Origin of the sequence: Kordiimonas sp. (assembly GCF_048264555.1) — a bacterium.
Taxonomy (GTDB): domain Bacteria; phylum Pseudomonadota; class Alphaproteobacteria; order Sphingomonadales; family Kordiimonadaceae; genus Kordiimonas.
The window spans coordinates 85391-109137 of sequence record NZ_JBLXCX010000002.1; the positions used below are offsets into that span (position 1 = coordinate 85391).

The 23747-nt window shown below is 56.0% G+C and carries 19 protein-coding genes and 1 pseudogene; 12 read left to right on the plus strand and 8 right to left on the minus strand.

Annotated features, from left to right (window positions below; all coding sequences use genetic code 11):
• Positions 1 to 132 precede the first annotated feature (132 nt).
• From folK to parC, 10 genes and pseudogenes are all read left to right on the plus strand, one after another.
• Positions 133 to 738: a 2-amino-4-hydroxy-6-hydroxymethyldihydropteridine diphosphokinase gene (gene folK / locus ACN0XZ_RS05515; RefSeq protein ID WP_417456731.1), complete on the plus strand. Its 606-nt coding sequence runs from the start codon at positions 133 to 135 to the stop codon at positions 736 to 738.
• A gap of 108 nt (positions 739 to 846) precedes the next feature.
• Positions 847 to 1089: pseudogene (rpoZ, locus tag ACN0XZ_RS05520) on the plus strand (DNA-directed RNA polymerase subunit omega); the annotation flags it as partial.
• A 243-nt stretch (positions 1090 to 1332) separates the two neighbouring features.
• Positions 1333 to 3471 carry a RelA/SpoT family protein gene (locus tag ACN0XZ_RS05525; protein ID WP_417457566.1) on the plus strand — a complete coding sequence of 713 codons (2139 nt, stop codon included), beginning with the start codon at positions 1333 to 1335 and terminating at the stop codon, positions 3469 to 3471.
• A gap of 97 nt (positions 3472 to 3568) precedes the next feature.
• Positions 3569 to 4153 (plus strand): orotate phosphoribosyltransferase, encoded by a 585-nt coding sequence (gene pyrE, locus ACN0XZ_RS05530; RefSeq protein ID WP_417456732.1) that lies wholly within the window; start codon positions 3569 to 3571, stop codon positions 4151 to 4153.
• Between the two features lie 14 nt (positions 4154 to 4167).
• Positions 4168 to 4749, plus strand: a complete 582-nt coding sequence (locus tag ACN0XZ_RS05535; RefSeq protein ID WP_417456733.1) for a DUF2062 domain-containing protein — start codon at positions 4168 to 4170, stop codon at positions 4747 to 4749.
• 18 nt (positions 4750 to 4767) lie between these two features.
• Positions 4768 to 5529 carry a pyridoxine 5'-phosphate synthase gene (locus ACN0XZ_RS05540; RefSeq protein WP_417456734.1) on the plus strand — a complete coding sequence of 254 codons (762 nt, stop codon included), beginning with the start codon at positions 4768 to 4770 and terminating at the stop codon, positions 5527 to 5529.
• Positions 5526 to 6191, plus strand: a complete 666-nt coding sequence (rnc, locus tag ACN0XZ_RS05545; RefSeq protein ID WP_417456735.1) for a ribonuclease III — start codon at positions 5526 to 5528, stop codon at positions 6189 to 6191. The genes ACN0XZ_RS05540 and rnc overlap by 4 nt, the downstream gene beginning before the upstream one ends.
• Positions 6188 to 7099 carry a GTPase Era gene (gene era, locus ACN0XZ_RS05550; RefSeq protein WP_417456736.1) on the plus strand — a complete coding sequence of 304 codons (912 nt, stop codon included), beginning with the start codon at positions 6188 to 6190 and terminating at the stop codon, positions 7097 to 7099. Before rnc ends, era begins: the two co-directional genes overlap by 4 nt.
• Before the next feature lie 9 nt (positions 7100 to 7108).
• Entirely contained in the window at positions 7109 to 7852 is a 744-nt protein-coding gene (recO, locus tag ACN0XZ_RS05555) for a DNA repair protein RecO (RefSeq protein WP_417456737.1), read from the plus strand.
• A gap of 124 nt (positions 7853 to 7976) precedes the next feature.
• The gene (gene parC, locus ACN0XZ_RS05560; protein WP_417456738.1) at positions 7977 to 10226 is read left to right on the plus strand and encodes a DNA topoisomerase IV subunit A; all 2250 of its coding nucleotides are present in this window, start codon (positions 7977 to 7979) and stop codon (positions 10224 to 10226) included.
• Positions 10227 to 10292: 66 nt separating this feature from the next.
• Here parC and ACN0XZ_RS05565 read toward each other — a convergent pair whose 3' ends face one another.
• Positions 10293 to 10679 (minus strand): VOC family protein, encoded by a 387-nt coding sequence (locus ACN0XZ_RS05565; protein WP_417456739.1) that lies wholly within the window; start codon positions 10677 to 10679, stop codon positions 10293 to 10295.
• A gap of 223 nt (positions 10680 to 10902) precedes the next feature.
• Between ACN0XZ_RS05565 and ACN0XZ_RS05570 the strand changes: the two genes are divergently transcribed.
• Complete coding sequence (locus tag ACN0XZ_RS05570; RefSeq protein ID WP_417456740.1) at positions 10903 to 13071, plus strand: ATP-binding protein; 2169 nt, start codon at positions 10903 to 10905, stop codon at positions 13069 to 13071.
• Here the strand turns inward: ACN0XZ_RS05570 and ACN0XZ_RS05575 are convergent.
• The 7 genes from ACN0XZ_RS05575 to ACN0XZ_RS05605 form a co-directional block, all read right to left on the minus strand.
• Complete coding sequence (locus ACN0XZ_RS05575) at positions 13068 to 14648, minus strand: TRAP transporter large permease (RefSeq protein ID WP_417456741.1); 1581 nt, start codon at positions 14646 to 14648, stop codon at positions 13068 to 13070. The genes ACN0XZ_RS05570 and ACN0XZ_RS05575 overlap by 4 nt on opposite strands.
• Before the next feature lie 3 nt (positions 14649 to 14651).
• Entirely contained in the window at positions 14652 to 15149 is a 498-nt protein-coding gene (locus tag ACN0XZ_RS05580) for a TRAP transporter small permease subunit (RefSeq protein ID WP_417456742.1), read from the minus strand.
• Positions 15150 to 15152: 3 nt separating this feature from the next.
• Entirely contained in the window at positions 15153 to 16265 is a 1113-nt protein-coding gene (locus ACN0XZ_RS05585; protein ID WP_417457567.1) for a TRAP transporter substrate-binding protein, read from the minus strand.
• A 167-nt stretch (positions 16266 to 16432) separates the two neighbouring features.
• Positions 16433 to 17170: an arginyltransferase gene (locus tag ACN0XZ_RS05590; protein WP_417456743.1), complete on the minus strand. Its 738-nt coding sequence runs from the start codon at positions 17168 to 17170 to the stop codon at positions 16433 to 16435.
• Positions 17171 to 17189: 19 nt separating this feature from the next.
• A complete protein-coding gene (locus tag ACN0XZ_RS05595; protein WP_417456744.1) occupies positions 17190 to 19022 on the minus strand; it encodes an SLC13 family permease in 1833 nt (610 codons plus the stop codon).
• Positions 19023 to 19157: 135 nt separating this feature from the next.
• Positions 19158 to 20069 (minus strand): flagellar motor protein MotB, encoded by a 912-nt coding sequence (locus ACN0XZ_RS05600; protein WP_417456745.1) that lies wholly within the window; start codon positions 20067 to 20069, stop codon positions 19158 to 19160.
• 112 nt (positions 20070 to 20181) lie between these two features.
• Positions 20182 to 22620, minus strand: a complete 2439-nt coding sequence (locus ACN0XZ_RS05605) for a penicillin acylase family protein (protein WP_417456746.1) — start codon at positions 22618 to 22620, stop codon at positions 20182 to 20184.
• 129 nt (positions 22621 to 22749) lie between these two features.
• On the opposite strand from ACN0XZ_RS05605, the gene ACN0XZ_RS05610 reads away from it, so the two are divergent.
• A complete protein-coding gene (locus tag ACN0XZ_RS05610; RefSeq protein ID WP_417456747.1) occupies positions 22750 to 23634 on the plus strand; it encodes an NAD(P)-dependent oxidoreductase in 885 nt (294 codons plus the stop codon).
• The last annotated feature ends 113 nt before the right edge of the window (positions 23635 to 23747 follow it).

Consider the following 23747-nt stretch of genomic DNA (forward strand, 5'->3'; position numbering starts at 1 on the left):
ATAATCAAAGAATATAAGTCTGCGAGGCAAATCTGAAATTGCAGATAAACAAGCTTCTCGCCACGCGGTTAATTAATGGTAAATATTGGCAGTCGAGTCCACTGAAACAAGAGCCGTTCAAGTAATTGTTATATGGAAAAATGTGATCAAAATATTGAGGTTTTACTGGCGTTTGGTGGCAATTTGCCGTCTGCCGTTGGTACGCCAGATGCAACCATTGGGGCGGCGGTGCTGGCCTTGGCAAGCGAAGGTGTTGAGCTGATACAGTTTTCTGCGCTCTATCACTCACCTGCCGTAACACTTGATGAGAATACACATGCGCCCGCCTATACGAATGCGGTTGGCCTTTTTTCCACTAAACTGACCCCGGACGAACTGCTTGAAGTTACACAAGGTATTGAACGCAAGTTTGGACGTGCGGCGGGCGCGCGCTGGTCAGCACGTACGCTTGATATTGACCTGCTTGCATACGGTGGCGCGGTCCTGCCAAATCGTGGGATCTGGCTCGAGCTTGAGGCAAGCGATGATCCCGCCGCTATTCTGCCGGAACCGGTTGTGCCTCACCCAAGGCTTCACAAGCGGGGGTTTGTATTGAAGCCGCTGGCCGATATAGCACCTGACTGGCGACATCCCGTCCTTGGAAGCACAGCTGTGGCCATGTTGAAGCAAGCTGAGAGCCAAGGCTTGTGCGAAGGCATTGAAAAACTTGCGTACCAGCCCGGTGGTCAGGCAAAATAAGGCGATTCTCGGCTTTACACTGGGGGTGCGCGCCTGTATAAGCGGGCGCTCGTATCAAAGGCGGCGACATGCGCGCGTCTTTATGATCAAGAATTTTGGAGATATAGCATGGCTCGCGTCACCGTTGAGGATTGTGTAGATAAAGTAAGCAACCGGTTTGATCTGGTTTTGGCTGCTGCACAACGTTCTCGCCAGATTTCAAGCGGCGCTCCGCTCGAAGTTGAGCGCGACAATGACAAAAACGCCGTTGTTTCCCTGCGTGAAATCGCTGAGGAAAAAGTGGTGCCAGATACGCTGCTGGAATCTGTAATTCACGGCATGCGTAAGGTTGTGGAATCAGATGAGCCGGAAGAGGTTGATCTGTCCATCCTGATGGCAGGCATGGATGAAGGCGAAAAGAAAAGCGCTGAATAATCCTCGCCTTTCATAGCGAATTCAGAAACCCGGCCCTTGTTGCCGGGTTTTTTGTTGCCTGCGCACCAGCCCACCGGAAAAAAGCACATCCGGCATGGCAATAGGTGCTGGATAATTTTGCCAGAATAGTTATTTCTTGAAACTGTATTGGTTTCAAAGTTTTCAGATGAAGGTTTGCCGGTGATCCGTCAGTTCGAGCTCGTTGAAAAGGTTAAGGCGTACGACAAAAATGTCGATGAGGCGCTTCTCAACCGGGCTTATGTGTTTGCGATGAAGGCACATGGGCCGCAAATGCGCGCGTCTGGCGATCCGTATTTTTCGCATCCTCTTGAGGTTGCGGGCATCCTCACTGACATGAAGCTTGACGGTAACACCATTGCCACGGCGCTGTTGCATGACGTGGTGGAAGATACTGTTGCCACGATCCCTGAAATTGAAGAGCTTTTTGGCCCCAAAGTGGCTGAGCTCGTGGATGGTGTCACCAAGCTTTCCAAGATCGAGATGCAGACAGAAAGCCTGAGGCAGGCGGAAAACTTCCGCAAGTTCCTGCTGGCTATGTCGAACGATATTCGTGTGCTTCTGGTGAAGCTGGCTGACCGGCTGCATAACATGCGCACGCTGTTTTACATCAAAAAGCCGGAAAAACGCCGCCGGATCGCGCTTGAAACGCTGGAGATCTATTCACCGCTCGCGGAACGGATCGGCATGCATGCGATGAAAGATGAGCTTGAGCATCTTTCATTCCAGCATCTTGACCCAGAGGCGATGGAATCGATCAATGCACGGCTGCATTATCTGATCGAAGAAAGCCCTGATCTTGAAAAAGATATGGTGGCAACACTGACCAAGCTGATGAGCGAACACGGCATTGATGCCAAGGTCAGCGGGCGCATCAAGCGGCCATATTCCATCTGGCGTAAAATGGAACGGCAAAATATCCCGTTTGAGCAGCTCTCTGACGTTATGGCCTTCCGTATCAAGGTGGATGACGTTGAGACCTGCTATCGCTCCCTTGGCGTGGTGCACCAGCAGTACCCCATGGTTCCCGGGCGGTTTAAGGATTATATCTCAACGCCCAAGCGGAACTTCTACCGCTCTATCCACACTACCGTGATGGGGCCGCAAAATTACCGGCTTGAGATACAGATTCGTACCCACAAGATGCATGAGCAGGCTGAAATTGGTGTGGCTGCCCACTGGCAATACAAACAAAACGCCGACAATGTGGAAGGCTCGCAATACCGCTGGGTGCGCGAACTTCTGGAAATTCTGGAGCATACGGCTGACCCGGAAGAATTTCTCGAGCACACCAAGCTTGAGATGTTTCAGGACAAGGTGTTCTGCTTCACGCCGAAGGGTGAGCTTGTCTCCTTGCCGCGGGGGTCCTCGACCGTTGATTTTGCCTATGCTGTGCACACAGAGGTGGGTGACCACTGTGTTGGTGCCAAGGTAAACGGTCGCATGGTACCGCTCAGGCACCAGTTGGAGAACGGTGATCAGGTACAGATCCTGACCTCCAAGGGGCAGACACCATCGCCCCGGTGGGAAAGCTTCGTGATCACCGGCAAAGCGCGCTCCGCCATTCGCAGGCACGTGAAAACCAAGCAGCGCACGGAATATGGCCAGCTTGGCAAAACGCTGATCGAGAAGGCCTGCCGCCGGAATGGGCTTGATTTCTCAAGCGCGGTTATCACGCAAGCTGCCAAGGTGCTGAACCTTGAAGACGCGGATATGCTCTATGCGCTTGTCGGGCAGGGCACGCTGACGGAAGATGAAATCCTCCGCGCCGCATTCCCTGGCTTTAAGGAAGACGCACGGGCGGAAGGCCTACCAAGCGTGCACCATGACTGGGAAGCCGCAAACGATGGTGCGCTACCTATCTCGGGCATGAATCAGGAAAGTGCGGTGCATTTTGCAGAGTGCTGCCACCCTGTGCGCGGGGACCGTATCGTGGGTATCCGCATCCCCGGCAAGGGGGCGGAAATCCACACAATCGATTGCGCGCAGCTCACTGATTATGACGATCGGCCCGACCTCTGGATCGACCTGCGCTGGGAAGATGACGAGCAGGACGACGCATTTTATGCGGGCCGCCTGAGGCTTGAAGTGGTGAATGAACGCGGGGCGCTCGCAACCATTGCCTCACTCGTGTCAAAAGCCGGTGGTAACGTCTCCAACCTGGTGATTTCCGAGCGGGACCCCGAGTTCTACATCATGATCGTGGATGTGGAAGTAAGGGACGTGAAGCACCTTAACGATATCAGCCGCACGCTTCGGGTGAGCCGGGTAATCAGCCGGGTGGATCGTGTCGCGGGCTAAATGGCCGCACCACGGTGATTTTGCTTGACGATTGACCGCCCGCGCTCTATCCGCCGAAGGCGAAACGACCCCAACACCTGCGACAGGAGCACATTTCATGGATCAGGAAACCGTACTTGGCGAATTCCGCGATGCGGGCGCCCTTCTGGAAGGCCACTTCAAGCTTTCATCCGGTTTGCACAGTTCTGTTTACCTCCAGTGCGCGCGCGTGTTGATGGACCCAAAACGAGCAGCACGGCTGTGTGGCGCATTTGCTGATAAATTGCGCGCAACCGGCGTGGAGGTTGATCTGGTCGTCAGCCCGGCCATGGGCGGGGTGATTGTGGGTTATGAAGTTGCGCGGCAACTGGGCGTTGACGGAATTTTTACCGAACGGGTGGAAGGTGAGTTTGCCTTGCGGCGTGGGTTTGAAATTCCAAAAGGTGCGCGTATCCTGATGATGGAAGACGTGATCACAACGGGCCTGTCGTCGCGAGAATGTATTAAAACCATCCATGAATGGGGTGGTGATGTTGTGGCCGCAGGCTGCCTTGTTAACCGCTCTGGCGGTGACGTTGATGTCGGAGCGCCGATCACGTCGCTCGTGAATATCAACGCACCAGCTTATGAGCCTAATAACCTGCCGGACGAGCTTAAGGCCATTCCTGCAATCAAGCCGGGCAGCCGTGGCCTTAAATCTTAATGTGAGTAGCGCGAATGCTGTTCAGGCGGCGTACAGGACTGCCATGGTGGCGCAAACTGGTGGGTTGGCTTTGGCCAAGCTCAGGCTTCAAGCGTGCAGGCCAGTATCTGTGGCATCGCATCGCCCGACTGCCAGGCACAGCACATAGCATTGCCGCTGGCGTTGCGGCTGGTGCGTCCGTCTCCTTCACACCGTTTATCGGGCTCCATTTCCTGATGGGCTTTGCGCTTGCGTGGCTCACACGCGGCAATCTGGTAGCGTCCGCAATCGGCACAGCCGTGGGCAACCCGTGGACATTCCCGTTTATTTTCACCCTTACGGGGCAGGTGGGAACACTGATTTTGGGTGAGCATGTCTCAGGTCATGTGCCCAGCTGGAGCTGGGATGCATTATTTGATGCGCCGATAACCTATCTCAGCTCTTTCCTACCGGTTGTTTTTCCGCTTATTGTGGGCGGTATACCCGTGGCGGTGATTGTCTGGTTATTATTCTATTTCTCATTTAAAGGTCTTTTGACCGGCTATCGCTCCGCCCGGCAAATCAGGTTGCAAGAAAAAAAGCGCACCAGCGGGTCTGACGCAAGTCAGGCAGGCTAGATGCAACAAAGGCAGGCTATGAGAAGGAATAAACTACGTCTTGGCGTGAACATCGACCATGTGGCTACTATTCGTAACGCTCGCGGTATCAGGCACCCGGACCCTGTGCGGGCGGCGGGGCTTGCTGTGCTCGCGGGCGCCGACGGCATTACCGCGCATCTGCGTGAAGATCGCCGCCATATCTCTGACGAGGATATCGCATCCCTTTCAGATGTGCTTGCGGTGCCGCTGAACCTTGAGATCGCTGCCACTGATGAGATGCTTGAGATCGCGCTTCGGCATAAACCTCACGCCTGTTGCCTCGTGCCGGAAAAACGGCAGGAGCTGACAACAGAAGGCGGGCTTGACGCTGCGGGCCAGCACAATCGGCTCAAACATTATGTGGATGAGCTTAACCGGGCGGGTATCCGGGTAAGCCTTTTTATCGACCCTGATGAGGCCCAGCTTGATGCTGCGCTTTCGCTTGGTGCGCCGGTAACGGAAATCCACACAGGGGCTTATTGTGAGTTGACCGGTGACGCACGGGCGGAAGAGCTTGCCCGCATCAAGCGCGCGGTTGCATACGGTCACAGTAAAGGGCTTGAGATGCATGCGGGCCATGGTCTCTCGTATGAGACGGTGAAGCCTATTGCGGAAATTCCTGAGCTGATGGAACTGAATATCGGCCATTTCCTGATCGGGGAGGCTATCTTCCATGGCCTTGAGGCGTCGATCACCGAGATGCGGCGCCTGATGGATGAAGCGCGCGGTGTGGCCCCAGGCGGGGCAGCGAGCGCATGAGCGGGCGCAAGACAATAGCCGGTTACACCTTCAGTAAACCGAGCTACCTGCAGGAAGCGCTCACGCATCCATCCCTTTCAGGCACGCACAACTACCAGCGGCTTGAGTTTTTGGGGGACCGGGTGCTGGGGCTCGTGATCTCCACCTGGCTTCTTGAAGCGTATCCGACTGAGGCGGAAGGCAAGCTGAACAGGCGTTTCACAGCCCTAGTGCGGCGCGAAACCTTGGCCGAGATGGCCTATAGGCTTGGGTTTTCAGATGCGCTTAAGCTTACGCCTGGCGCGGAAGCAGAGGGCACGCGCGACAAGGAAGCGGTGCAGGCAGACGTAACCGAGGCGGTTATCGGCGCCATGTATCTCGATGGCGGCTTTGACGTGGCCAACATATTTATTCGCAAGCACTGGGCGCACCTGATGAAGGAAGGGCCGAGCGCTTACAAAGACTGTAAAACACTGTTGCAGGAATGGTGTCAGGCTCGCGGGCTTCCGCTGCCGTATTACCGGATGGTGGAACGGACAGGGCCTGATCATAACCCTGAGTTCACGATTGCAGCGACCGTAGAAAATCATGGCGAGGCGCATGCCACAGGCAGCGCCAAGCGACAGGCTGAGCAAGCAGCCGCAGGGGCTTTGCTTGCCAAGCTGACAGGAGAGAGTGAATGACAGAAGTAGCTGCGGGCGCACCGCGCTGCGGATTTGTGGCGCTTATCGGGGCGCCAAATGCGGGGAAATCCACCCTTCTGAACGCCCTTGTGGGCGCCAAGGTTGCGATTGTAACGCATAAGGTACAAACCACCCGCACCAAGGTGACGGGTATTGGTATGTACGAGAACACCCAGCTTGTGTTTATCGACACACCCGGCATTTTTGAGCCCAAGCGCCGCCTTGACCGCGCAATGGTCAACGCAGCCTGGAAAGGCTCTGAAGACGCAGAAATAACTGTTCTGCTGATCGACGCTAAAAAAGGTATGAACGAAGAAGTTGAGCGCATCATCAAGGGGCTCAAGGATGCTAAGCGGCGCGTTATTCTTGCGATCAATAAGATCGACACCATCAGGCGTGAGCAACTGCTTGAGCTGGCCCAAACCCTTCATGACGAAGGCGTGTTTGACGATATTTTCATGATCTCTGCGCTTACGGGCGACGGTGTGCAGGATCTTAAGGCGCACCTTTCAGGTATGTCGCCTGAAGGTCCGTGGATGTATCCTGAAGACCAAATCGCGGATGTGACCATGCGCCTGCTGGCGGCAGAGATTACGCGCGAGAAAATATATCTGCGCCTGCATGATGAGCTTCCCTACGCTACGACCGTTGAAACCGAAAAATGGGAAGACCGCAAGGACGGCAGTGTCCGCATTGAGCAGGTCATCCATGTGGAGCGTGACAGCCAAAAAGGCATTGTGATCGGTAAACAAGGCTCCATGCTCAAGCTTCTGGGCCAGATGGCGCGGGAAGATATGCAGGAAAATTTTGACCGCAAGGTTCATCTGTTCCTTCATGTGCGCGTGACAGAGCGCTGGGCGGAAGACCGCACCATGTACCAGGACATGGGCCTCGATTTCGTAGAATAGGGCTGGCCCGTGGAATGGCAGGATGAAGGTATCGTTCTTTCCGTCTCTCGCCATGGGGAGGCGGATGCCGTTCTGGAGGTGATGACCCACGACCATGGCCGGGCGCGTGGTTTTATCAAGGGGGGGCTTGGCCGCCGCAACAAGGCCAACCTGCAGGTAGGCAACCGGCTTTCCCTCAAATGGTATGCCCGGCTTGAAGCAAACCTTGGCCGTTTCACTGTTGAGCTGATCCACAGCCCGCTTGGGCAGATGATGGGCGAAGGCAGCCGCATCGCCGCACTTTCTGCGATCACCGCAGTGGTGGCCTCCACATTGCCGGAACGTGAGCCTCATGCAGATGTATTTGAAGCCCTGAAAGCCCTGATCTCGCTTCTGGAGCATGAGGACGGTGCCGCGCCACAATGGGGCGGCGCGCTCGCGCGTATGGAGGTTGGTATCTTGGGCGCGCTTGGCTATGGCCTTGACCTAAGCACCTGTGCGGGCACCGGTTCGCGCGACAACCTTGTCTATGTTTCCCCAAAAACTGGCCGGGCGGTTAGCTTGGAGGCGGGTGCGCCCTATAAGGAAAAACTGCTGCCCCTCGCACCGTTTCTGACAAGCGGGAAATTATCTGACGCAACTGCGGCTGATGTTGCCAGCGGGCTCGCGCTGACAGGCTATTTTCTTGAGCGTACCGTATGGACTGTCGCGGGCACGGGCCAACCACCGGCGCGGGACCGGTTTATAGCGACACTCAGGCGTTTGAGCCAATAGGGCTGTCTTTCAGGCTCAGCACCGCATACGCGCATTTTACTATTCGGAATAGATCGTGAAAATCTTTTGTGGATAACCACAACATCTTGTGGCGTTTTCGATTCCGATTGTTATAGTCGACACCATGACGACACATCCTGATTTTAGTGAAAATATCATCGAGGCGCCGTTCGCGAATGCACTGAGCGAACGCTACCTCGCGTACGCAATGTCTACCATCATGTCCCGGTCGCTACCGGACGTGCGCGACGGGCTCAAGCCCGTGCACCGCAGGCTTCTATACGCCATGCGGCTTTTGAAGCTGGACCCGAAAACCGGCTACAAGAAATGTGCGCGTGTGGTGGGGGATGTTATTGGTAAATATCACCCGCACGGTGACCAGTCTGTCTATGACGCAATGGTGCGCCTCGCGCAGGATTTTGCTGTGCGGTTCCCGCTTGTGGACGGGCAGGGCAACTTTGGTAACATCGACGGCGATAACGCGGCTGCAATGCGGTATACCGAAGCGCGCCTGACCGAAGTCGCGGCTACGCTGATGGAATGGCTTGATGAAGACGCCGTTGATTTCCGCGAAACCTATGATGGTGAAGATTCGGAGCCTATTGTTTTCCCCGGTGCGTTCCCGAACCTATTGGCGAATGGTTCAAGCGGTATCGCCGTGGGCATGGCCACCAATATCCCGCCGCATAATGTGGGTGAGCTGATCGACGGATTGCAGCTTCTTATTGAAGCACGCCGCGACCCAAGTCGTGAGGTAACGGTTCGTGACCTGATGGACCGCATACCGGGGCCAGACTTCCCGACAGGCGGCCAGATCGTTGAAAATCGTGATACTATCGAACAGGCCTATGAAACGGGCCGTGGTGCGATGCGGGTGCGGGCACGCTGGGAGCGCGAGGACCTCTCGCACGGCCAGTATCAGATCGTGTTGACCGAAATTCCGTATCAGGTTCAGAAGTCCAAGCTTATCGAGAAGATCGCTGAGCTGATCAACGACAAGAAGCTACCGATCCTCTCTGACGTACGCGACGAATCTACCGAGGAAATTCGTGTGGTGCTGGAGCCGAAGAACAGATCGGTAGACGAGAAAGTATTGATGGAGAGCCTGTTCCGCATGACGGAACTTGAGGTGCGTTTCTCCCTCAATATGAATGTGATCGCTTATGACGGCAGACCACGCGTGCTGTCACTCAAGGAGGTGTTGGATAGCTTCCTTGATCATCAGATTGATGTGTTGCTGCGCCGCAGCCGCTACCGCCTCGAGAAGATCGAGCGCCGCCTAGAAATTCTCTCTGGCTATCTGATTGCCTATCTCAACCTTGATGAGGTGATCCGCATCATCCGGGAAGAGGATGACGCCAAAGCCAGCCTGATGAGCACCTTCAAGCTTACAGACAATCAGGCTGAAGCGATCCTGAACATGCGTCTTCGCGCGCTCAGGAAGCTTGAGGAAATGGAAATCCGGACCGAGCATTCAAAGCTCGAAGACGAGAAATCTAAACTGAACGCTCTGATTGCGTCTGAGGCGCTGCAATGGATCGCAGTTGGTGATAAGCTCTCTGAAATCAAGGAACAATTCGGCCCCGAAACAAACCTTGGCAAGCGCCGCACCCGCTTTGGCGATGCACCAACGGCTGAGATCGTGCCCATTGAGGCCATGATCGAGAAAGAGCCGATCACGGTGCTCTGCTCAAAACGCGGTTGGGTGCGGGCACTTAAGGGCCACGCGAAGCCAGAAGAAGAGCAGAAATATAAAGAAGGCGATGAGGAGCGTTTCCGCTTCCATGCCTACACCACGGACAAGCTGTTCCTGTTTGCCACCAACGGCAAGATGTACACTCTGGGGGCAGATAAGCTTCCGGGTGGGCGCGGCAATGGCGAGCCGGTGCGCCTGATGGTGGATATGGATGCAAATGATGAGATCGTTGCGCTGCTGCCGTATCAACCGGGTGGTAAGCTTTTTGTTGCAAGCTCGCTTGGTAAAGGTTTCATCACTGAGGCAGACCAGGCCGTTGCGATGAAAAAAGGCGGCAAACAGCTTCTCAACGTGAAGGGCGATGTGGTGGCCACACACTGTATGGCCGCAGACGGTGACAGCGTTGCCGTGATTGGTGATAACCGCAAACTTCTGGTGTTTGACCTTGAGGAAGTGCCAACGCTCGCGCGTGGGCAGGGTGTCACGCTCCAGCGCTATAAGGATGGCGGCATGGCAGATGTGACCATCTTCCATAAAGCTGAAGGGCTCACGTGGCCGATGGGCGGTAATTCGGACCGCTGGCGAACTGAGACGGATCTCACTCCGTGGACAGGGAAACGTGGGAACGCGGGGCGCTTGCCGCCGATGGGCTTCCCGAGGAATAACAAGTTCCACTAGGATTATAGATGCCAAAAAAGCGCCGGAGAAATTCTCTGGCGCTTTTCTTTTTGGGCTTAAACCGCTTTATTTTTTCGGCTGTATGTTAAAGGCATTTAACTTGTTGCCTTCAATGTCGCGGAAGTAGCCCGCGTAAAAGCCCATCTCTTCCCCGCCGCGCAGACCCGGTTCACCCTCGCAGGTACCGCCAAGCTCAAGCGCTTTTGCATGGAACTGGTCAACCACCTCGCGGCTTGGGGCCGCCAGCGCAATCATCACGCCGTTGCCAACCGTGGCGGGCTCGCCGTTATAGGGTTTTGCCAGCGCAAAAAGCGGCACGCCGGGGCCTGTGGTCCAGCCCTTGAAAGTGTCCCAATCCCAGGTGCGTTTTGCACCTACGACTGAGAAAAGCTCGTCATAGAAGGCGGCCAGTTTGTCCATGTCGTTGGCCCCAAGTGTCGTGTAACCGATCATTGTTAATCCTCTCTCGTGTCCCTAAAGTGATCGCTCGTCCTGATATGGCGGTGTGAATGCTTGGTGGCAACACTATATTCCTGCATGCTAGGCTTACCACAGTTGTATGGGGCGAGGTTCTCGCTTGAATATTTTGACGCTCGGGTTGAGTATTTTGGAAAATATTAAGTATTTCAAAGCAATATGACCGGGTTTCTATCTGGTTCAACACCTTGGGGTTACCTTGAATAATCGCGACACATTGCAAAACAATGGGCAAGCTGATGGGGCGGAAATGCTCGCCTCGCTCAAGCGTAAAGAGGAACAGTTCCGTATCCTCAACAGCTTTGCTGTCTCCCTTATTCAAATCACCAATATCGAAGATTTGGCCTGGTATGTGGCCAAAGAAGTCGTAGGGCGCCTCGGATTTGTGGATTGCGTGTTTTACGAGTATGACGCGAACCAAAGGGTACTGGTTCAGCGTGCGGCAATTGGTGAGAAAAACCCGGAAGGGCGCACAATCCTTAACCCGCTCGATATCCCGCTTGGCCGGGGTGTGACCGGCAGCGTGGCCAAAACCGGCAAGCCTGAGCTGATAGATGATGTTTCTACGTGCGCGGATTATGTGGCGGACATTGCGGCACCGGGCTCGGAACTCTGTGTGCCGCTTCTATATGGGCGCGAAATTCTTGGGGTCATTGACTGTGAAGACCCGCGCATTGGCCACTTCACGGATGAGCACCTTGATGTGCTTCTGTCCGTTGCGTCGCTCGCCAGCTCTAAATTGGCGGAATGCCGCGTACTGCGGCAGCTTCAGGGGCAAGCACAGGTATTGAGCCAGGTACGCGAAGCGGTAGTGGTGACCGATATACGAGGGAATTTGACGGAATGTAACGACGGCGCCGCAGCGCTCTTCGGTGCATCTCGCGAAGCTCTTATCGGTACCAACATCGCGGGCCTCATGGCTAACGAAGGCAGTTGGCGGTATGACCGAGCCAATATCCTGCATCAAATTGGTGCCACGGGTGAGTGGCGCGGTTTTCTTGATCTTAAGACCGACGATGGTGAGCCACTCACGGTAGATGCCAGTCTGACGATCCTGACAGACGAAGCGGGGCGGCGGACAGCTGTGGTTGGAGTTGCACGCGACGTCACCGATCTTTTGCGGGCTGAACGCGCGATCCTAGAGAAGAATGAAGCGCTTGAACGCAAACAGATCGAGCTTGAGAAGGCACTGATTGAAGGCGAGGCTGCCCGGCGGGCGAACCGGGCGAAGGATGCTTTCCTCGCAAATACAAGCCATGAGCTGAGAACCCCGCTCGCGGGCGTGATTGGCATGATCGACCTTCTCGGTGACGAAGGGCTGACAGAAAAACAGCAAAAATTGGTGGAAACGGCGAATGTAAGCGCGCATACGCTGCTGACCATCATTGATGACATTCTTGACCTCGCCAAGATGGAAGCAGGCACGCTCAGCCTGCGTGCCAGTGAGTTTGACCCCAATGATCTGGTGGAGAAAGCTGCGGCTACGCTCCGCCCTGCAGCGGAAATGAAGGGCCTAAGCCTTAATGTGCATCTGGCGGACAATGCCCCGAAATGCGCGTTGGGTGACGCCAGCCGTATCCGGCAGGTGCTGTTTAACCTGATCGGCAACGCTGTGAAGTTTACCGATGAGGGACACGTTGACGTAAGCATGTCATTTCGTCCCGACGGACCCGGCGTTCGTATGATGCTGGAGGTGAAAGACACCGGCCCCGGTTTTAGTGCGAGCGAGGCAGAGAAGATATTCGGGCGGTTTGAGCAACTCGATGGTTCCGCCACTAAAAGCATTGGCGGTACAGGGCTTGGACTTTCCATCAGCCGGGAGCTTGCCCATATGATGCGCGGTACGCTTGAGGCCACAGGTAAGCCCGGCGTTGGCGCAACTTTTGTGCTTTCCGTGCCGCTCAGGCCAGTTGAGAAAGCGACAGATGATCGCGCAGTGTCTCAAGCCACTAAGCCCGCCTTGGCGGCGGCCAGCCGCAAACTGAAGGTGCTGGTGGCCGAAGACAATAACATTAACCAAATTTTGATCGTGAAACTTCTTGAGCGCTATGACTGGGAACTCAAGCTGGTTTCAAACGGCCTTGAGGCTTTTGAGGCGCTGGATGAGGCCGATGATTTTGACCTCATTTTGATGGATATCCGCATGCCTGTAATGGACGGCGTGGATGCAACCATCCTGATCCGCAGGCGGCGGGATGCTTATGCAAGCATGCCTATCATTGCCCTTACGGCAAATACGATGGAAAATGATAAAAAAACTTATGCAGAGGCAGGGATCGACGCGGTTGTTGGTAAACCGGTAGACCGCGAGCTTCTCATCAACACCATCGATGATGTCCTGGCCGCCAAGCACGCCAAAGCCAGCTAGAACAATAGGTTCGGCAGCCAGGTGACAAGCTCGGGCTCCAGCGCAATCAGCAACAAAGCCAGCAGCTGGATAATCACAAAAGGCACCACGCCCCGGTATATGGCCGTGGTTGGTACACTTTCGGGCACCACGCCCCGCAGGTAAAAAAGCGCGAAACCAAAAGGCGGTGTGAGGAAGCTGGTTTGCAGGTTCATGGCAATCAGCACCCCAAGCCAGATTGGGCCATAGGTGCCGTCCATCGCCAGCAGGGCGGGCGCCACCACAGGTACCACCACAAAAGTGATCTCGATAAAGTCGAGGAAGAAGCCAAGCACAAACATCAGCACCATCACAAGCAGGATGGCCGTAAACTGGCCGCCCGGCAGGCCGTGCAGCAAGTCTTCAATGGCCGCGTCACCACCCAAGCCGCGGAACACGAGGGAGAAAAGCGCAGCCCCAATCAGGATCGCATAGATCATGGTGGAAATACGCACCGTTGATTTCAGCACTTCGCCAAGCACATTCGCGCGATGGGTTTTAAAAAGCGCCCATGCGAGGCCAAATAGGAATGCGAGCGTGAGCGCGATAGCACCGTAATAGGCAATGCGATCACTTGTTGGCACCACGGCGCGTTCCATGCGCAGGTCCGCCACATTGCTGAGGCTGAGCAGCACAACAAGGCAGAGAAGAGCCCCAATGACGATGTTGCGGGTCCGGCCATCAAGCCGGGCAGCGCCGAGCATGATGGCACCAATAGCCCCCACAGACGCGGCTTCAGTAGGGGTGGCGATACCAGTGAGGATAGAGCCCAGAACAGCAATGATCAGCACCAGAGGCGGCGCGAGTGCGAGGAACAGTCGCCCGTAAAACGCGGCATCCAGCACGTCTGTTTCACTTTTGGGTATTGCGGGACTGGCACCCGGGCGCAGGACCGCAATTGCGATTTGATAGAGGATATAAAAGCCGACGAGGATAAGCCCGGGAATAAGCGCGCCCGCGAACAGTTCACCTGCGCTCATGGGCACAGGGGAGAAGTTACCTGTATTAAGCTGCGCCTGTTGCCACGCAGACGAGATCACGTCCGCCAGAAGAATAAGCACGATGGAGGGCGGGATGATCTGCCCCAATGTGCCGGCGGCTGCGATGGAACCCGTGGCAAGCGACGGGTCATACCCGCGCTTGAGCATGGTTGGCAGACTTAGTAGCGCCATGGTGACAACAGTAGCCCCAACAATACCGGTGGATGCCGCAAGAAGCGCCCCAACGATGGTGACGGATATACCAAGCCCGCCCCGCAGCTTGCCAAAAAGCCGCCCCATATTCTCCAGCAGGTCCTCCGCCACATTAGACTTCTCAAGCATAACGCCCATGGAGACAAAAAGCGGTATGGCAAACAACAGCTCGTTGCGGATCACGTTACCAAACAGCCGGTTTGGCAGGATTTCAAGGAAGGTGGCGTCAAGCGTGCCGGTCATAATCCCGATAAGGCCGAACAGCAGCCCCGTACCACCAAGCGTGAAGGCAACAGGAAAGCCGCTGAGGAGAAAGCCAACCAGCACCACAAACATGCTGAGCACGAGGAAGATATGCATATCCATGGCTTAATTCTTCCTCATAAGCGCGCGCGCATGGCGCATCAGGTCTGCCGCTGCATGCAGTGAGAGGGTGATAGCGAAAAGGAGCAGAGTGGATTTGAGGATATACACATACGGCAACCCGCTGGCTTCAACGCTGGTTTCCATGATCGCCCAACTTTCCGTTACATAAGGCACGGCCGACATCCAGAAAAGGATCAGGAACGGGATCAGGAGGAAAAGGGTGCCAAAAAAATTTACGCGTGCTTGTGCGTGTGGCGTCATCTTGGCGTAGAATATATCTACCCGCACATGCTCCCCCCGCACCGCCGTGTAACCGGCCCCGCCCAAAAACATCAACGCATTGATGTACTGAAGGCTTTCCTGTAGCTGGATGCTGCCTGATTTGAATACATAAACCAGCAGCACGACAGCAAACTGAATGAGGACAAGCAGAAGCGGCAGCACAGCCAGAACGCTGCCGCTTTTCTCAAGGAAAGCGTCAATCAGAGCAACTGGGCGCATGGTTTATCCGTCGATCAGGCTGCGGGCATGGGCAAAGGCCTGCTCTGAGATCGCACCCCAGCGGATGCCTTCCTGGCGCGCCTTGCGGAAGCTTTCAAACACTTTGCCTGTGGTTTCATCCGCTTTTGCAGCGTCTGCCAGTACCTCGGCGGACAGTGTACCAAGCGCGCGCAGGATATCGTCGCTGAAACGCTTCAACTGCACACCGTGTTCGTTGACGAGCGTGTCGAGCGCGCGGGCGTTGTTCGCGTTAAATTCCGCAAACATCAGGTCGTTTTCCGTGGCGGCAGCGGCGCGCACGATTTCCTGCTCACGCGGGCTCATGTCTTCCCACAGGTCCATATTCAGGCCGAGGGACAGCGAGGTGCCGGGCTCGTGAATGCCGGGGTAATAATAGTTTTTCACAATGGTATGGAAACCAAAGGCCAGGTCATTCCAGGGGCCGATCCACTCGCTGGCGTCGATATTGCCCTGGCTGAGCGCCTGGAATATCTCACCACCCTGTTTGGTTACGGGGGTTGCGCCAAAGCGTTTCATTACCTCGCCACCAAGGCCGGGCATGCGGATGCGAAGGCCTTGGAAATCCTCAACGGAATGGATGTCTTTTTTGAACCATCCACCCATTTGCACGCCTGTGTTGCCTGCGAGGAAAGGTTTTACGTTGAAGCGGGCTGATAGTTCGTCCCAAAGCTGTTGTCCGCCGCCAAAGCGGATCCACGCGTTCATCTCATTCGCTGTCATGCCCATGGGTACAGCCGCGAAAAAATTGAAGGCGGGCGACTTGCCTTGCCAGTAATATTCTGCGGCGTGATACATATCCGCCTTGCCTTGGCTGACAGCATCAAAACCACCAAGCGCACCAACAAGTTCACCCGCTGCATAAACCTTCACAGTGATTGAGCCATCTGAAAGTGCTTCAATGCGTTTCGCGAGCCGCTCTGCGCCGGTGCCGAGGCCGGGGAAATTTTTCGGCCAGCTTGTCACCATCTTGAGTTGGCGCTGTTTGGTGGCAATCCCCGGTGCGCCGCCAGATTGTGCACCGCCACTGTCACAGGCTGCCAACATTGCGGCGCTGCCGACAAGGCCCGCGCCTTTAAGAAGCGACCGGCGGTTCATCATCTTGTCAGACGCCTGCTGCTGCTTTGATTTGTTTGCTGGTGTGTGTTGGGCTTTTTTGCGCACAGATTACTCCCCCTGAACCGGATTCTTGGACAGCGGATATGCTTATGCAGCTGTCGGCGCACAGTATAGAGCGCGCGCGAGCTTGAGCAAGCAAAGAGCGGTTATTTTGGTGCTTCTTCGTCCTGAATTTCGAACCAGCCGTTTTGACCAAGCCGTTCAAGTGGCCTGAAGCGGCCTTTGTAGCTCATTTTCGGGCTGTCTTTGACCCAATAGCCCAAATAAACGTATGGCTGATTCGCATATCCCGCGCGGATGATATGGTCATAAATCAGGTAGGTACCAAGGCTGCGGGCTGTTTCCTGTGTGTCGAAGAAACTATAGATCATGGAAAGCCCATCCGAGAGCTCATCCGTGAGGGCGGTTGCCATCAGCTTCCCGTCTATCGCCCGGCGGTATTCAACAAGCACAGTGGGCACAGGGCTTGTTTCCACCATGTCGCGGAACTCCTCCGCTGTCATATCTGCCATGGTGCCATCTGCGTGGCGTTCTTCAAGATAAGTGCGCAACAGTTCATATTGTTCGTCAGTGACGAGGGGCGGGCGCACCTCCGCCTTCAGGTCTGTGTTCAGCTTGGCCACACGGCGCAAGGAACGTGTGGGTTTGAAGTCCTTCACCCGCACGCGCACAGACACACATTCAGAGCAGCCTTCACAGGCCGGGCGGTAAACCACAGACTGGCTGCGGCGGAAGCCAACGCGGCCCAAGGCTTCGTTTAGGGCGGCAGCATCAGGGCCCCGCAGTTCCGTGAAAACCTTGCGCTCAATCCGTCCGTCAAGATACGGGCACGGCGACGGAGCCGTGACGTAAAATTTCGGAAACTGAAGCCCTTGGTCTGTCATGGAAGCATGCTTCTCCTATCTACAGCAGCCCATAGTACCACGGAACGAACAGGGAGAAAGTAATCCAGCACACAAAAATGAGCGGAGTGCCAACTTTCAGGAAGTCAACGAAGCGGTAATGCCCCGGCGCCATGACAAGAAGGTTGGTCTGGTAGCTCATTGGTGTGGCAAAACTACAGTTCGCGCCAAAGATCACCGCCAGCAGGAACGGTATGGGGTCAACCCCCAGCTCGCTGGCGATGGAAACCGCAATGGGGGTAAACAGTACTGCCGTCGCGTTATTGGATAGTACGTTGGTCAGCAGGGCCACCAGCAGGAAGAAACCGGAGAGCAGTACGGCCACAGGCGCGCCACGCAAACTTTCAATCACTGCGTGGGCCAGCCAGGTGGCGCCGCCCGTTCCCTGCATGGCTGTGCCGAGCGCGAGCGCAGCACCAACAATAGTAAACACCCGGCGGTCGATCGCACGGCCGGCCTGGCGCACATTCAGGCACCGGCTTGCCATCATCAGCGTCGCACCCAGAAGCGATGAGACAACGATAGGCATAATCTCAAGGGCGGCGAGGGCAACAACGCCTGCGAAGATCGCGAGCGCACGCCACGCAAATTCCTGCATCGGAACGTCGCTCGCGGACGATTCCATCAGAAGTACATCGCGGTTGTCCCTGAGGGCCAGCACGGCGGAGCGACTGCCCATGACAAGAAGCACGTCACCAGCCTCAAGCCTGAGCTGAGAAAGGGCCGCGCGGATCATCCTGCTGCGGCGTTGCACGCCCAGTACCGAGACACCTGTGTCGGCGCGGAAGCCAGTTTGTGCCAGCGTGCGGCCATCCATGCGTGATGCGGGTGCCACCACGGCCTCGGCAATCACCCGGCGTTCACCGGCTTTATCGTCTACATCTTCGCCTTCGGCGCTTGAAACAAGGTCAGGGGACGCGTTCAGAAGCTCCGTCATCACAGAGCGGGTAGCCGCGACAAGCACCACATCGCCAACCTCAAGCGTGATATCATCATAAGGTGGCAGAAGCTTTTCGCGGCCGCGCTCGATCATGCGAACGGTAACATCCTTGAGGCCGGGGAACATGCCAGCAACGGCAGATTGGCCCACAAGGCCGTTGTCTGGTGCGAGTTCCATCTGGAAGAGGAACTGTTTACCGCCGCCGCCAGCCAGCCGTTTGGCAAGGCCAGCGCGGTCTACAAGGAGGCGCGGCGCGATGAGGATCACATAAACAAAACCCACGAGCGCGATGACGGCACCCGCGACCGTAAAGTCAAAGAAGCCAATACCGCCGCCGCCAGCCTGTTCATAGGCGCCAATGGCGAGAAGGTTGGTGCTGGAGCCGATCTTGGTCATGTTGCCGCCAAGGATGGCCGCAAAGCTGAGCGGCATCATAACCATGGCGGCTTTTTTGCCCAGCCGTTCCGCAAGGGCGGCGAGGATAGGGATAAAGATCACTACAACAGGCGTGTTGTTGAGAACGGCAGAGATAATCATTACCACCACAAGGCAGGCAACAATGATAAGCCGTGGGAAACTCTTGCCTAAAACCATGAGGAAACGCGCCGGGCCATTAAGCGCACCTGTTTGCACAAGGCCTTGCCCGACCACCAGAAGCGCCATGATGGTAATAAGCGCCGGGTCAGCGAAGCCTTGCAAAAGGTCGCGCCGGGTTATCACCCGCTCTCCGTCCGCCCCCATCATCGGAGCCAGCTCAAAAACAAGTAGCAACAGCGCTACTGTGGCGATAGATGAGATTTCAAGCGGAATGCGGTCATAGGCGTATGCCACGATTGCACCCAGCACAATCGCAAAGGTCAGCCACATCTGAATGGTTGGTTCAACAAGATCCATAAACTTGGGGTATCCACGCGTGTTTAAAACAGCTTAAAGGGAATTTTTACAGGCCAGCATGAAGGCCGACAAGTCAATTCTGAGCCTGAGGTGCCGAAGCGCCATAAGACTACACCCAACTGGTGCGCTATGGTTTTACCTATCAGAGTTGGTCAGGTTAGGTGGCACCACAGGCGCTTCCCTCAGTACGAGGATTGTGATCCTACGGTTTTCAGTTCTGTTAGGTTGGTCAGGGTAAAGAGGGTCTGTGCCCGCTTTGCCAATCACCTCTGAGAAGCGGTCCATCGATACGCCAGAGCTGTCAAGTTGTCGGCGGGCGGAGTTTGCGCGTCCCGCGCTCAGTTCCCAATTGGTCTCACCTTGGGGCCCGAAATATACGGCACCATCTGTATGGCCGAGAATAGTAATTCTGTTCGGCAGGGTCTGTACTGATTTGCCTATCTCGCCGATCATCTTTTTCGCGAAATCGTAAAGCTCATCCGTCCCGGATTTGAACATGGGGCGGCGATCCTTATCGATAAGCTGGATCTTCATGCCGTCTTCAGTGATCTCCATGATCAACTGGTCCGAGACCTGGGACAGTTCAGGCGATTGCTGGATCGCCATGCGGAGTTGTTCCTGCAATTGGCTGAAGGCGGCATCTTCCTGCGCCTGAATGCGTTTGGCGAGCGTATCGTCAATACCACCAGCTTCGTCGGTGCCACGGTTCTTCCCGTCATCCTCACCGCTCTGTGGTGGGCCGGGCACACTGATCGCCACAATAGGCGTGGGGTTGGACCCTATAGCGTCGGACGACGGGGCGTTTACCGCGTCTGCCCCCGTGCGGCCTGAAACAGCCGCAGTTGTCGGGCTGAAATAATCAGCAAGACCCGCAAGCGTTTCGGGCGGAGCTACATTGAGAAGCCACAACAGCATGAAAAACGCCATCATCGCCGTGGTGAAGTCGGCATAAGCCACTTTCCAGGCGCCGCCATGATGGCCGCCGCCTGAAACTTTCTTCACCTTCTTGATGATGGGGCGTACGTCATTGTCGTCGTTTTTCGCCACCCATATCTCCCAACTGTGGTGCGCATACTCAGCACACTATGGCGCCTTTGTCTTACCAAAAGGATAACCGCCTGATTTCATTCTGTTAAGGGGAATCTGACGGGATAGCCTTTTAGTGTGGGTGCAGGATGAGAATATCCTCCGCGCCCTCAGTTACGCCTTTGCCAGCGGGGATGGTGATATAGTCAACATCTCGCCAGCGGGGGAAAAGGTCGTCAAACTTGCCAGAGAAGGGGTTACCCGACTGACCTGTTGGCAGCACGTAAAGCGATGCGTCAAGGTTGCTCAGGTCAAAAATACCCCGGTAGCTTGGCCCAAAGCTGGACTGGTTGAGCGTTTTTTTGCCCTCACTAACGCCCGCAACATTGATGGTGTTGCGGCTGCCGGAAATAGGCGTTTCAATCTCAAAGAAGGATGAGATAACAGGCACTTGGCTCATGGGGCGATGAGACTGGGTGAGCACGTGCTCATCTCCCCACTTCCACGTCTGCCACCCGTCGTGTCGTCGCACGGAGAGGTTATGCACCGTATCCCTGAGTGCTGCCTTCGCCAGATCACCGCAGGTTTCCACCTTGTCGTCCGTCACCACATCATCGCACCACGCGAGGGCGCCGTCGCGCTCAATTGGGGCAAGATGATAATAGGCACCCGGTAGCTCAAACCCATCAGGGACGGAGAACAGCAAACTATCCCGAATGAGGCGGGAGCGAATGCCGGTGAAATCTTCCGCCATGCTGCCAAGCTCATCATTCATAAGCCGCGCCTGATAGGTGCGCATGAACTCATGGAAGATCAGCGGCTCCGGCCTGTTTGCATCCATGGTGCCGTCCCACGCGAGAAGGGCATCAGCCACATCACCTTCGCCCCGGAGGTGCGCACGAAGCACAGGCAAGAGGTCACGCGCCATGTCTGAAACCACATCACCGTGCAGCGCCTTAAAGCTCTCGAGGTCGTGTGGTGCACCGCTCTCGAGCTCAGCCCGGATGCGGTTGCCCCTATAAGGTAATGCCCAGTCTCGTGTGATATAGTGCGGATAGTCGCTATCAACGATCTTCTCGTTCGCGGTTGCGATCATGCCGCCTTCCGGGTTGAAGCGGGTGGGAAGCTCGTCATAGGGGATGAAACCCAGCCAGTCATACTTCGCGATCCAGCCCGGGGAGGGCAGGCGGCCCATGATCTCGTTGTCCTGATGCCGTACCGGTACCTGCGCTGGCGCGTAATAGCCGATATTACCGTCCGTGTCAGCATAGATCATATTCTGTTCCGGCCCGAAATAATATTGCCCGGCTGCTTTGAAGGCCTCAAAATCCTGCGCTTCGGAAAGCTTGAGAAGGCCGGTGGGTGCCGTGTCTGTATCGCCAAGAGCTGTCCACTGCAGGGCAAGCACATAACCTTCTTCGAGAAAGTTGGCACGCTCACCAAGTACGTCAGAGACCACAGGACCATGCCGGGTTTCCTTGACGGTGAGCTTAACATCTTCACCGCCTTTCACCTTGATCACCTCTGTGCGGGTGATGAAGTCGGCTGGGCCGTCAGGCGTCAGATACTGCGAGCCGTCGCCCACAAGTTTCTCGACAAAAAGATCCTGAATGTCGGGGGCGGTGTTGGTAAAACCCCAGGCGATCTTGTCGTTGCGGCCAAGTATGACAGAGGGCGTGCCGGGAAAGGTAACGCCAATCACATTGGTGCCCGTGGTGGTGTTGTGAAGTCGCGCCAGATACCAGATGCTCGGTGTGGTCAGGCCAAGGTGCGGGTCATTAGCCAGCAGCGGTTTGCCGCTTTTGGTCATGCTGCCATCCACCACCCAGTTGTTGGAGCCGTACCCCTCCTGCTTTTCAGGACCGATAAGGGCTGCGGCGCCCTCAACGTCTGCGCGAGCATAAATAGCCCCAAGGTCGGGGAAGGGGCTTTCTTCGTCACCGGGGTATGGGGGATAGATCGAGCGCACCTGTGCTGGGGTGAGTTTGCTCAGGAGCTTGGCGCGGGAAAGCTCTGACCGCATATTCCCGGAAAGGTCCAGCCACATCATCTTTTGCCACACCAGCGTATCAACGGGGCTCCACGGCTCCGGCGTTACACCAGTGAGGATAAACTCGGGCGGCAAAGCTCCTTTTCGGGTTTTGAGGTAAGCGTTCACACCGTCTGCATAGGCCTGCAGGGCAGCTTGGGTTGCGCCGTCGAGGTTTGCCCAAGCGCTTTCGGCCTTTTGGCGGAAGCCGAGGGTGCGGAAATACCGGTCGAACCCCAGGCCAGCTTCTCCGAGCACTTCGGCCACGCGACCATTGCCGATGCGGCGGTTCATCTCCATCTGCCACAAGCGGTCCTGCGCGTGCACATAGCCGACGGCGAACTGCAGGTCGTGATCGTTGGCGGCACCAATATGGGGGACGCCGTGGGCGTGCCGCGCGATCGTGATGGGGGCGTTCGGCCCTTCAAGGGTCACTGTGCCACTTGTTTTGGGGAGGCTGCTGCGCATCCACCCAAGGCCAAGAAACGCGACCGAGATTAGAAAAAGTATAACGACAGATGACCAGAATTTAAACGCGCGCATGTTTTTATTCTCCCCCGAAAATGCGTGCTGGACTTAAGGCAATGAGCCGCATAGGAACATAACCAAGCTTATCACCAACTAACCTTAATGGACCCCGAAGTCCATAAATAGTCAGCGAGGGAGCGTATCATGGCCAATGTTGCATTTCTGGGTTTGGGTGTCATGGGATACCCAATGGCGGGGCATCTTGCCGCTGCCGGGCACAATGTCACGGTTTATAACCGCACCGGCGCCAAGGCTGAGGCCTGGGTGGAAGAATACGCAGATAAAGCCACGGGTGAGCTTTATGCCGCGCCAACACCTGCCGGTGCCGCGGCGGATGCAGACATTGTTTTCGCCTGCGTAGGCGCAGACAAGGATGTCGCTGAGGTGTGCGTGGGCCCAGAGGGTGCGTTTGATGCCATGAAACAGGGTGCCATTTTTGTGGACCACACAACAGCATCAGCCGATTGCGCGCGCACCATGGCGGTCGCGGCGTCCGGGAAAGGTCTTGCTTTCATTGATGCGCCGGTGTCAGGCGGTGAAGCGGGCGCCATAAACGGCGCGCTGACGGTTATGTGTGGCGGTGACGACGCAGCGTTCAAGGCTGTGGAACCGGTGATCACGGCATATGCCAAATCGGTCAAGCTTTTGGGCGAAGCGGGTGCGGGCCAGCTGACCAAAATGGTCAATCAGGTTTGTATCGCAGGTGTTGTACAGGGCCTCGCGGAAGCGCTGCACTTTGCCATGGAGGCAGGGCTTGACGCCAAAGCGGTGGTTGAGGTGATCTCTAAAGGCGCGGCGCAAAGCTGGCAGATGGAAAACCGGGCGGCGACCATGATTGACGGCAAGTTTGACTTTGGCTTTGCAGTCGATTGGATGCGCAAGGACCTTGGTATTGTGCTGAATGAAGCCAACAATATGGGGGTCTCCCTGCCGCTCACCGCCCTTGTGGACCAGTTTTACTGTGACGTACAGAAAATGGGCGGTAACCGGAATGATACCTCAAGCCTGATCCGCCGCTTCAGGGGGTAGGTACCGCCCGGTTTCGGGTGCTGGAATTGGCCGGGCGGCGCTCTGCTGCCCGGTTTTTTTATCGCTTATATTTGCAATCGATTGCATATGCTGACATCCTGCTCCTCAGAATA

What these genes read in the sequence shown, in the direction of transcription:
- folK (WP_417456731.1), top strand. Translation starts at nt 133, where the DNA reads ATGGAAAAATGTGATCAAAATATTGAGGTTTTACTGGCGTTTGGTGGC.
- pyrE (WP_417456732.1), top strand. Translation starts at nt 3,569, where the DNA reads ATGGATCAGGAAACCGTACTTGGCGAATTCCGCGATGCGGGCGCCCTT.
- ACN0XZ_RS05535 (WP_417456733.1), top strand. Translation starts at nt 4,168, where the DNA reads ATGCTGTTCAGGCGGCGTACAGGACTGCCATGGTGGCGCAAACTGGTG.
- ACN0XZ_RS05540 (WP_417456734.1), top strand. Translation starts at nt 4,768, where the DNA reads ATGAGAAGGAATAAACTACGTCTTGGCGTGAACATCGACCATGTGGCT.
- rnc (WP_417456735.1), top strand. Translation starts at nt 5,526, where the DNA reads ATGAGCGGGCGCAAGACAATAGCCGGTTACACCTTCAGTAAACCGAGC.
- era (WP_417456736.1), top strand. Translation starts at nt 6,188, where the DNA reads ATGACAGAAGTAGCTGCGGGCGCACCGCGCTGCGGATTTGTGGCGCTT.
- parC (WP_417456738.1), top strand. Translation starts at nt 7,977, where the DNA reads ATGACGACACATCCTGATTTTAGTGAAAATATCATCGAGGCGCCGTTC.
- ACN0XZ_RS05565 (WP_417456739.1), bottom strand. Translation starts at nt 10,679, where the DNA reads ATGATCGGTTACACGACACTTGGGGCCAACGACATGGACAAACTGGCC.
- ACN0XZ_RS05575 (WP_417456741.1), bottom strand. Translation starts at nt 14,648, where the DNA reads ATGGATATGCATATCTTCCTCGTGCTCAGCATGTTTGTGGTGCTGGTT.
- ACN0XZ_RS05580 (WP_417456742.1), bottom strand. Translation starts at nt 15,149, where the DNA reads ATGCGCCCAGTTGCTCTGATTGACGCTTTCCTTGAGAAAAGCGGCAGC.
- ACN0XZ_RS05585 (WP_417457567.1), bottom strand. Translation starts at nt 16,265, where the DNA reads ATGAACCGCCGGTCGCTTCTTAAAGGCGCGGGCCTTGTCGGCAGCGCC.
- ACN0XZ_RS05590 (WP_417456743.1), bottom strand. Translation starts at nt 17,170, where the DNA reads ATGACAGACCAAGGGCTTCAGTTTCCGAAATTTTACGTCACGGCTCCG.
- ACN0XZ_RS05595 (WP_417456744.1), bottom strand. Translation starts at nt 19,022, where the DNA reads ATGGATCTTGTTGAACCAACCATTCAGATGTGGCTGACCTTTGCGATT.
- ACN0XZ_RS05605 (WP_417456746.1), bottom strand. Translation starts at nt 22,620, where the DNA reads ATGCGCGCGTTTAAATTCTGGTCATCTGTCGTTATACTTTTTCTAATC.
- ACN0XZ_RS05610 (WP_417456747.1), top strand. Translation starts at nt 22,750, where the DNA reads ATGGCCAATGTTGCATTTCTGGGTTTGGGTGTCATGGGATACCCAATG.